The 8,124-nt window shown below is 65.8% G+C and carries 7 protein-coding genes; 2 read left to right on the top strand and 5 right to left on the bottom strand.

Annotation, left to right across the window (positions count from 1 at the left end; translation table 11 throughout):
• Together EOA27_RS12580 and EOA27_RS12575 are read right to left on the bottom strand one after the other, a co-directional pair.
• On the bottom strand, positions 1-703 hold a 703-nt coding region (locus tag EOA27_RS12580), incomplete at its 3' end, for an Ldh family oxidoreductase (protein ID WP_127256311.1).
• A 15-nt stretch (positions 704-718) separates the two neighbouring features.
• Complete coding sequence (locus EOA27_RS12575) at positions 719-1,627, bottom strand: LysR family transcriptional regulator (protein WP_126081828.1); 909 nt, start codon at positions 1,625-1,627, stop codon at positions 719-721.
• Between the two features lie 100 nt (positions 1,628-1,727).
• Here EOA27_RS12575 and EOA27_RS12570 point away from each other — a divergent pair, with 100 nt between their 5' ends.
• Complete coding sequence (locus EOA27_RS12570) at positions 1,728-3,176, top strand: aldehyde dehydrogenase family protein (RefSeq protein ID WP_126081829.1); 1,449 nt, start codon at positions 1,728-1,730, stop codon at positions 3,174-3,176.
• A complete protein-coding gene (locus tag EOA27_RS12565; protein ID WP_126081830.1) occupies positions 3,173-4,150 on the top strand; it encodes a membrane dipeptidase in 978 nt (325 codons plus the stop codon). Before EOA27_RS12570 ends, EOA27_RS12565 begins: the two co-directional genes overlap by 4 nt.
• An 8-nt stretch (positions 4,151-4,158) precedes the next feature.
• Here the strand turns inward: EOA27_RS12565 and EOA27_RS12560 are convergent, their stop codons facing one another.
• The 3 genes from EOA27_RS12560 to EOA27_RS12550 form a co-directional block, all read right to left on the bottom strand.
• Entirely contained in the window at positions 4,159-4,974 is an 816-nt protein-coding gene (locus tag EOA27_RS12560) for an NAD(P)-dependent oxidoreductase (RefSeq protein ID WP_127256309.1), read from the bottom strand.
• A 74-nt stretch (positions 4,975-5,048) separates the two neighbouring features.
• A complete protein-coding gene (locus tag EOA27_RS12555; protein ID WP_126081832.1) occupies positions 5,049-6,668 on the bottom strand; it encodes a hydantoinase B/oxoprolinase family protein in 1,620 nt (539 codons plus the stop codon).
• Positions 6,665-8,124: hydantoinase/oxoprolinase family protein (locus EOA27_RS12550; RefSeq protein ID WP_145970328.1), on the bottom strand; the 1,460-nt coding region annotated here is incomplete at its 5' end. The genes EOA27_RS12555 and EOA27_RS12550, both read right to left, overlap by 4 nt.

Raw genomic sequence — 8,124 nt, 5'->3', positions numbered from 1 at the left:
GCAATGCGGTGCCGACGCCCTTGTAGCCGCCCGCCGGCGCCATGGTGCCCTTCAACGCTTCGCCTGCGTCGGTCGTCGTCTCGCCGCTCGCATCGAAGGCCCAGCCGGGCGGGATCGGTTCGCCGGCGCGAGCGCGCTTGATGACCTCGCTCTTGGCGACGACGCTTGCGCTCTGGTCGATGACGAAGCGCGCGCCGCCTTGTCCGTCCGGGACGGCGAGCGACAAGGGATTTGTGCCCACGGCTGCCTTGCGGCCGCCCCAGGGCGCGATCGAGGCCGGCGCGTTGGTGAAACCCAGCCCGACCAGGCCGGCTTGAGCGATCCGTTCGGTGTGATAGCCGAGCGCGCCGCAATTGTAGGAATTACGGATGGCGAGCGCGGCGACACCTTGGGAGCGCGCCGCTTCGATCAGCGGCGGCAGGCCGAGGGCGATTGCCGCGTGGGCAAAGCCGTTGCCGGCATCGACGGCGACAACGGCCGGGGCAGGCCGGGTCAGGCGCGGCTCGGCCAGTCCCAGCACCTTGCCGCAGGTCAAGTGCTCGCAATAGGTCGGCAGATACATCAGCCCGTGCGACTTCAAGCCGTCGCGTTCCGCCGCCGCGATGCCGGCGGCCAACGCCTCGGCCTGCCGCTCGCTTGCGCCGTGTCGGGTCAGCGCTTCTCGGGCGAGCGTTTCGATGCGGACTTCTGTCAGGCGTGTCATCCAGTCATCCACCAATCATGCCGCGGCATAGCCGAACTCTTTCTCGCCCGCCTGGGTCTGCTGGCGAATGCATTCGATGAAGCGCAGAGACGCGGGCTGCAGGTTCCGGCCTTCCCTGGCGATCCAGCCGACCCTCCGGCTCGAGCGTGGATCGGCAAGCGGGACGAAGCGCACGGCATGGCTGCATTTCCAGCGGCAGAGCCTGGGCAGGATGGTGACGCCGAGCCCGGCCTCCACCATCGCCAGGTTGGAGCTCACATTGGTCGCGGTGAGTTTCGAGCCGGCGGCAAGCGCCTCGGTCTCGGCAAGCCCGAGTGCTTCGGCCGCGCCATTGCGGATGAAGCTCTCGCCTTCAAGCTGCGCCCATTTCAACGGGCGCTTCGATGTCGCCAGCGGATGATCGACCGGACAGACGAAATCGAGCGGCTCTTGGAACAGAGGCTCGAAACTGAGCTGCGGCCGCTTGCTGGCAAGCACGCAAAGGCCAACCTCGACCATGCCGTTTTCCACCGCCTCGACGATGGCACTGGAATCGCTGTCGCGGACATGGATGTCGAAACTGCTGCCCTCGGCGCGAAGCTGGGCGATCGCGCGCGGCAGCAACGTCACGGCGACCGAAGGCACGCTTGCCACGTCGCAGCGTCCCTGCAGGTCCGCGGCGTAGCTGGTCATCGCCAGGCAGGCGCGATCGTAATGGGCGATCATGGCGCGCGCCTCGTCGAGCACGATGCGGCCGACCGGCGAGAGCGCGCCCTTGCGCTCGCTCTCGAACAGTGGCGCGCCGATATCGTCTTCCAGTTGCTTCAAGGTCATCGACACGGCGGACGGCGTACGGCCGATCTGATCGGCAGCGGCGCGCACGCCGCCGGTCTCGCAGACCGCGACGAAGCTGCGCATGCCGGTCAGGCTGATGGTTTTGGTCACTGTTAAGCTTGCCTGAACGTTTGTGCCAAAAATTGAGCTTGATTGAAGTTCACAGCATTGCTTAGGTTGTTGTCAACCGAATTGATGCAGGTCGAACAGGATGCTGAACGGTCGGAACTTCGTCGCCGGCGAATGGCGTGACGGCGCCGACTGGGTCGAGGACCTCAATCCATCGGATGTGACCGACATCGTCGGGCGCTTTGCCCAGGCGCGACCGTCCGACATCCATGACGCCGTTGCGGCGGCGCAAGGCGCGCAGCGCGAATGGGCGGCGGCGGGGCTGGAGGCGCGGGCCGCCGTTCTCGACGCCATCGGACGCGAGTTGATGGCGCGCTCGAAGGAGCTTGGCGAGTTGCTTTCGCGCGAGGAGGGCAAGACCCTGCCCGAAGGGATCGGCGAGGTCTATCGCGCCGGGCAGTTCTTCACCTATTTCGCAGCCGAGGCGCTGCGCAATCTCGGCGCCTCCACCGACTCGGTCCGGGCCGGCGTGGATGTCCTGATCGAGCGCGAGCCGCTCGGCGTCGTCGCGATCATTTCCCCTTGGAATTTCCCTGTCGCCACCGCGTCCTGGAAGATTGCGCCGGCGCTGGCCTTCGGCAATGCGGTGGTCTGGAAACCGGCCAGCATTACCCCCGCCAGCGCCTGGGCGCTGACCGAGATCATCAGCCGGCAGGCGATCCCGGAAGGCCTGTTCAACCTGGTGATGGGGTCAGGATCGACGATCGGCCGCGAGCTTGCCGCCAATGCCGACATTCAAGGGCTGAGCTTCACCGGTTCGGGCGCCGTCGGCTCCGGCATAGCCGCGCTCGCGGCGGCGCGGTTCGTGAAGCTGCAGCTCGAAATGGGATCGAAGAATCCCTTCGTGATCATGGACGACGCAGACCTCGATCGCGCGGTCGACCTTGCCGTGAACGGCGCCTTTGGCGGGACAGGCCAGAAATGCACTGCCTCGTCGCGCCTGATCGTGCAGCGGCCGATCCATGACGCCTTTGTCGAGAAATTGCTGGCGAAAACCAGGGCCTTGAAGGTCGGCCATGCGCTTGAGGCGGGCGTCCAGATGGGACCTGTCGTCAGCGCAGAGCAGCTCTCGGCCAATCTCGATTATGTGACGCTCGGCATCAGCGAGGGCGCCGAGCTTGCTACCGGCGGCGAGGCGCTCGACCTGGCACACAACGGGCACTACATGGCGCCGGCCGTCTTCCTCAACGGGCGCTCGCGCATGCGCATCAACCAGGAGGAGATGTTCGCGCCGATCACCTGCGTGATGACGGCCGACGATCTCGACGAGGCGATCTTCCTCGCCAACGACACGCCCTATGGGCTGACGGCCGGCATCGCCACGCGCTCCCTGGCGCGCGCGACGAAATTCCGCCACGCCTCGCGCTCGGGCTGCGTCATGGTCAACCTGGCGACCGCCGGCACTGACTATCACGTGCCGTTCGGCGGCGTTCGCGCCTCGAGCTACGGCCCGCGCGAGCAGGGACGTTCGGCGGTCGAGTTCTACACCCAGGTCAAGACGTCCTACATCCATGCGGGCGCGGGCGAATGACCGGCGACGCGCCGCAAGTGCTCATCGACGGGCTGCAATATTGCAACTGGTCGCGCGAAATTTTCCAGGAGATGCGCCGGGGCGGGCTGACCGCGGTCCATGCCACGGTCGGCTATCACGAAGGTTTTCGCGAGACGGTGCGCCATCTGGTGGATTGGCGCACACGCTTCCGCGACAATGAGGATCTCATCCTTCTGGCGCGCGACGCCGGCGACATCGAGCGGGCGCGAGCCTCGAACCGGACGGCTATTTTCCTCGGGCTGCAAAACCCGATGCCGATCGAGGACGACATCGGCCTGATGGAAATGCTCTTCGATCTCGGCATCCGTTTCATGCAGCTCACCTACAACAACCAGTCGCTGCTCGGCTGCGGCTGGATGGAGAAGGAAGACAGCGGCGTGACGCGGATGGGGCGCGAGGCGATCGCCGAGATGAACCGGCTCGGCATGATCATCGATCTGTCGCATGCGGGCGAGCGGACGACGCTGGAGGCGATCGCGCTCTCTGAGCGTCCGGTGGTCATCAGCCACGCCAACCCGCGCTGGCTCCGCGACAGCAATCGCAGTGTGTCCAAGGAGGTATTGCAGGCATTGCGCGAAAGGGAAGGGCTGCTCGGCCTCTCGCTCTATTCACTGCATCTTCCGAACGGCTCGGACACGACACTCGATCAATTTGGCAAGATGGCCGGGGAAGCGGCTGAAATCATGGGAGCGGAGCATCTCGGCATCGGCTCGGATCTCTGCCAGGACCAGCCCGACAGCATCCTGCGCTGGATGCGCGAGGGTCGCTGGACCCGCGAGGTCCAAGCCGCTGCAAGCTTCCCGACTCAGCCGTCCTGGTTCGGATCGAACCTCGATTTTCCCGGGCTTTCGCAGGGCCTACTCGCGGCGGGCTTCGACGAGACGGGAACATCCTTTGTGCTCGGCGGCGCCTGGAATCGCTTCATCCGGGACAGCCTGCCTTCCGCTGGCTGAATGCCGCGCTATTCTGCCGGCTTGTCGTCCGGGTGGCCAAGCTCGCAGAACCAGCCGCCGAGATATTTCACCGAGGGTCTCTTCGGATCGGGAATAGGCGTCTTCGCCTCGACGGCGGCGCGGTACGGCTCGGCGCTGTCCTGCGGGATGAAGCCGAGATGGCCGGCGCCGCTGTTGTCGACCATCTTCAGCTTGTTGTCGGATATGCCGAAGGAGATGGTGTGTCCGACGCGCGGCGCGGTGAGCGACGCCTCGACCAGGCGCACGCAGTCGGCGAAGGAGAGATAAGACCACAGCATGCGGCGATCGGCCGGTTCGGGGAAAGACGAGAAGATGCGCAGGCACACCGTCTCGATGCCGAACTTGTCCCAATAGAGCCTGCTCAGGCTCTCGACGAAATTCTTCGAAACGCCATAGAGGCTGTCGGGGCGCACGGGCGCGTCGACGCTGATATGCGCCTCGATCTCGTGATAGCCGATGGCATGCACCGAGGAGGCGTAGATGACGCGCTTCACCCCATGTTTCCGGGCGCCTTCATAGATGTGGTAGGAGCCGCGGATGCTGGAATCCAAGATGGTCTGCCATTCGCATTCGAGGGGCGCGCCGCCGAAACGCACGATCGCGTCGCAGTCCTTGGTCGCTGCGATCGTGGCTTCCATGTCGGCGAGATCGAAGACTGCTTCCTCTTCGTGGGGCGCAAGATCGCCGAAGGGCTCGCGGCCCGCGAGGCGGATGGTCCTGGCGAGCGGCACCAGCCCCTTGCGCAACTGCGAGCCGAGCCGGCCGGCGGCGCCGGTGATCAGGATACGTTCATAATGCGGCATCGTTTACTCCACTTGCGCGACGGCGGCTTTGACCCGCGCGATCGCCTCGGTCGACAGGCGCGAGGCAACATAGCTCATTGGTCGTTCTCCGTAATGTAACCCTTGGAACGGTCATTGGCCCGCGCGGCCACGCTGCGCCTGGCCGGATCGCCATAGCCGCCGCCGCCCGGCAGTTCCAGGATCAGCCTGCGTCCAGCCGGCACATGCTGCCAGCCCTTGGGGCGCATCTTTGTGCCGTTATCGAGCTTGACGACGCCCGCGACGCCGGGCTTGCCGCCTTCGCGACCCTGGGCCGGATGGTTGACGCGGTCGAACATCGCCGAGAAATCGAATTCGTGGCCTTCGGTCGCCTCGATCTCGATGACCTGTCCGAGACCGCCGCGGAATTCGCCGTCGCCGCCGGAGTCCGGCCGCAGTTCCTTGCGCCAGATGACGATCGGGCCGGTATGCTCGGTCGCCTCAATCGGCATCGTGTGCACGCCGGACGGGAAGGCCGTCGCCGACAAGCCGTCCAGTTCGGGGCGGGCGCCCATGCCGCCGGAGTTGAACATCAGCACTTCGGCGCGGCGGCCGGAACCGCCGGCGACGGGTCGCACGGAAATGTGGATGTTCCAGAGCGCCCCGGCGCCTTCGGCGAGGATTTTTCCGGGCAACGCCTTGGAGAACGCGCCCAGCACGAGATCGGGAACCATGTGGCCGAAGATGTGCCTGAGCGCCACCGGCGCCGGCCGCACTGCGTTCAGGATGTTAATGGGCGACGACACGGTGAAGAAGGCGAGCGAGGCGGCATTGTTCGGAATATCCGGAGCGACCACGCATTTCAGCGCATAGCAGGCATAGGCCTTGCTGTAGATGATCGGGCAGTTGATGCCCCAGCGGCTCATCGGATCGCTGCCGGTGAAATCGACCTCGACATTGTCGTCGCGGACCGAGACCGTGGCCGACAGCTTCACCGGCGCGTCATAGCCGTCGGTCACCAGCTCGTTCGACCAGCTTCCCTTGGGCAGCGCCTTGATGCGCTCCAGCATGGCCTCGCGGGTGCGCGAGAAGATGAAGTCGCGGAGCCCGTCGAGCGAGGCAAGGCCGGTCTCCTTCATCATGTCGACGAGGCGGCGATGACCGACCTCGTTGCAGGCCGCAAGCGAATAGAAATCGCCGACCACCTGGTTCGGCTCGCGGACATTGGCGCGCAGGATGCGGACGACGTCGAGGTTGACCTTGCCCTTTTCCGCGAACTTCATGATCGGGATCTGGATACCTTCCTCATAGACCGACTTGCCGTCGGCGCCGAAGCCGCGGCCGCCGACATCGACGACATGCGCCGTGCAGGCGAAGAAGGCGACGAGCTCGCCGTTCAGGAAGGACGGCGACACCATGGTGATGTCATGCAGGTGGCCGGTGCCGAGCCATGGGTCGTTGGTGACATAGGTGTCGCCCTCGAACATCTGATCGCGCGGGATCGCGTGCATGAAATGCAGCACGGCCTCGGCCATGGTGTTGACGTGGCCGGGCGTGCCGGTGACCGCCTGGGCCAGCATCTGACCGCGCGGGTCGAACACGCCCGCTGACAGGTCGCCGGCTTCGCGCACAGAGGTGGAGAAGGCGGTGCGCAGCAAGGTCAGCGCCTGCTCCTCGACCACCGAGATCAACCGGTTCCACATGACCTGCATGCGGATTGCGCTGATATCGCTCATGACTGACTGCCTTTGCGGGTCAGGAGGATCGCTCCGTCGCTTTGGATGACGGCGTCAAAGCTGGTGGTGACGACGGTCGACGTCTCGCGCTCGACGATGACGGCGGGCCCCGCCAGGCGGTCGCCGACGCAGAGCTTGTCGCGCTCGACGATGCCATAGGTCTGTGGCGCGCCGGTCGCCGGTTCGAACACGGCCCGGGTCGTTATCGGTTCGCTCTTCTTCCTGCCGGTGGTGAGTTCATGCCGCGTCACGGCCGGACGAACGTCCGTCGCCTTGACCGACCAGGTGACGATCTCGATCTCCAGCCCGTCGAGCCCTTCGATGGCCCGGCCGAAGAAGCGCTGATAGCTGGTCTCGAACAGATCCTTGAGCTTGGCGACTGCATCCTCGCCGAACGGTTCGTCGACCAACGGCACGGGGATTTCCCAGCCCTGGCCAGCATAGCGCATGAAGGCGGTGATCTCGCAGACGATCCTGCCGCTGGCGCCGCTGCGCACAAACCCCTCTGCGGAGGCCTTGAGGTCGGCGAGCAGGGCGTTGACCTCGGCCGGCTTGAAGCGCGACAGGCGCGTCAGCCTGGACGCCAGCGCCTCATAGCCGAACGGCGCTTTCAGGAAGCCGATCGCCGAGCCGACGCCGGCGCCGCGCGGCACGATGCACTGGTCGATGCCGAGCTTTTCGCAGAGCCTCGCCGCGTGCAGGGGTGCCGCGCCGCCGAAGGCGATCATCAGATTGTCGGAGATGTTCTTGCCGTTCTCGACGGCGTGGACGCGAGCGGCGTTCGCCATGTTCTCGTCCACGACCTCGCAGATGCCGAAGGCCGTCGCCAAGGCATTCAGCGACAGGCGCTCGCCGACATCGCGCAGGATCGCCCGTTCGGACGCTGCCGTGTCGAGCTTGATCGCGCCGCCGGCGAAATTGTCGGGGTCGAGTTTGCCGAGCACCAGGTCGGCGTCGGTGATTGCGGGACGTTTGCCGCCGCGGCCGTAGCAGGCAGGGCCGGGCTCAGAGCCGGCGCTTTCCGGCCCGGTCTGAATGCGGCCCATTGCGTCGACCCAGGCGATGGAGCCGCCGCCGGCGCCGATCTCGATCATCTCGATGACCGGGATGGAGATCGGCATGCCCGAGCCTTTTGAGAAGCGATAGGTGCGCGCCACCTCGAAGGTTCGCGCCGTGCGCGGCGCAAAATCCTCGATCAGGCAGATTTTTGCGGTGGTGCCGCCCATGTCGTAGGAGACGACCTTTTCCAGGCCGAAGCGACGGGCGATATCGGCGGCGAAAATCGCGCCACCCGCCGGGCCGGACTCGACCAGCCGTACCGGGAATTCCGAAGCGGTCTCCACCGAGATCAGGCCGCCGCCCGAATGGATCATGAAGACGGGGCACTCGGCGCCCATGTCTTTCAGCCGTGTCTGCAGGCGCGCGAGATAGTCGGCCTTCTGCGGCCGCACATAGG

Origin of the sequence: Mesorhizobium sp. M2A.F.Ca.ET.037.01.1.1 (assembly GCF_003998075.1) — a bacterium.
Lineage (GTDB): Bacteria > Pseudomonadota > Alphaproteobacteria > Rhizobiales > Rhizobiaceae > Mesorhizobium.
This window is presented reverse-complemented; position numbering and strand designations above follow the sequence as displayed.

Excerpts from the sequence above, each read along its gene's own strand:
- EOA27_RS12570 (WP_126081829.1), top strand. The coding sequence starts at position 1,728 with ATGCTGAACGGTCGGAACTTCGTCGCCGGCGAATGGCGTGACGGCGCC.
- EOA27_RS12555 (WP_126081832.1), bottom strand. The coding sequence starts at position 6,668 with ATGAGCGATATCAGCGCAATCCGCATGCAGGTCATGTGGAACCGGTTG.
- EOA27_RS12560 (WP_127256309.1), bottom strand. The coding sequence starts at position 4,974 with ATGCCGCATTATGAACGTATCCTGATCACCGGCGCCGCCGGCCGGCTC.
- EOA27_RS12565 (WP_126081830.1), top strand. The coding sequence starts at position 3,173 with ATGACCGGCGACGCGCCGCAAGTGCTCATCGACGGGCTGCAATATTGC.